Annotated in this window: 3 protein-coding genes; all 3 read left to right on the top strand. The window is 62.9% G+C overall.

Annotation, left to right across the window (positions count from 1 at the left end; translation table 11 throughout):
- On the top strand, nt 1-326 hold a 326-nt coding region (locus tag AC1D01_RS35540; protein WP_477874346.1), incomplete at its 5' end, for an ankyrin repeat domain-containing protein.
- A 170-nt stretch (nt 327-496) separates the two neighbouring features.
- Nucleotides 497-1,042, top strand: coding sequence for an ECF-type sigma factor (locus AC1D01_RS35535; protein ID WP_477874344.1), 546 nt, complete (start codon nt 497-499; stop codon nt 1,040-1,042).
- Nucleotides 1,039-1,219, top strand: a 181-nt coding sequence (locus tag AC1D01_RS35530) for a hypothetical protein (RefSeq protein WP_477874342.1), incomplete at its 3' end; no start/stop codon positions are given. The genes AC1D01_RS35535 and AC1D01_RS35530, both read left to right, overlap by 4 nt.

The following is a 1,219-nucleotide window of genomic DNA, read 5'->3' as shown; positions in this document are numbered from 1 at the left end:
AATCTGAAGTGCGAGAGCTGCAAGAGAAGTACGGCTACTTGATAAACTATGAGTCAGATGACCCGGGGAGTCCTATTGATTCAATAGGGTATTGTGATTCCAATGGGGATTCACTGCTGCACATCGCCGCACAATGTGGGGACAGGCGCGCCGTTGAGCTTCTATTGAAGGCTGGCCTGGACGTGAATTTGGTCGGTGACATGGGGAATACGGCGTTGCATTATGCAAAGACGGAAGAGGTATTCAACTTGTTGTTGGCTCACGGAGCGTCGAGAGAGGTGATGAATGAGTTCGGCAGAACGCCTGAATTGAAGGGGGCCTTGTAAGCGAGAGCGACAACATGAACGAGAGGCTGCGGCCTGGCTTTGAGCCCGAGGTATCCGACATCACCCCCCAAACGGGTGAAGCCCCATCCTCAATCTGTACTTTGACGCTCCCCGTGCCCCTTCCCATACTCGACCGCTCCGCCTTGTAGTGAGACACGTCGATGACGGAAATGACCGATCTGCTTCGGTCGGCGCAATCCGGTGATCCGCAGGCTTCGAGCCGGTTGTTCGAGCTGGTCTACGCAGACATGAAGCGCATGGCGCACAGCCGGCTCTACCGGAGCGGCGGGCTGGACGACCTGGACACCACCTCGCTGGTGCACGAGAGCTTCCTGAAGCTGTCCGGCGAGGGCCGACTCAAAGCCTCCGACCGCCCAGCCTTCTTCGGCTACGTGGCCCGCGTGATGCGCAGCGTCGTCATCGACCACGTGCGCGAGCGCCACGCCCAGAAACGCGGCAGCGGTGACCTGCTGGTCACCTTGACCACCGGCATCGAGGCCGAGGCGATCGACGACCGGCGCCTGATGGCGATGGGCGCCGCACTCGACGTATTGCAACGCCTGTCGCCGCAGTTCCACGAGCTGGTCGAGCTGCGCTACTTCGCCGGGCTGTCGATCCGCGAGGTGGCCGAGGCGCGCGGCACCTCCACGCGCACCGTCGAGCGCGAATGGGAGAAGGCGCGCGCCTTCCTGCTGCACCTGATGGAAGAGGCATGAATGCCCAGGACCTGACACCGGCCGAGGTCAACCGCATCTCGCTGCTGCTCGACCAGGTGGGCGACCTGCCGCGCCACGAGCGCGCCGGCTGGCAGGCCGAGTTGGCGCGCCGCGAGCCGGCGGTGGCCGAGGTGGTCGCGCAGCTTCGCGAACGGATGCAGCCGACCGACATCACGG

Source organism: Rhizobacter sp. P3_B12, from assembly GCF_056402895.1.
Note: the sequence above shows the minus strand (reverse complement) of the source record. Positions and strands in the feature narration are given on the sequence as shown.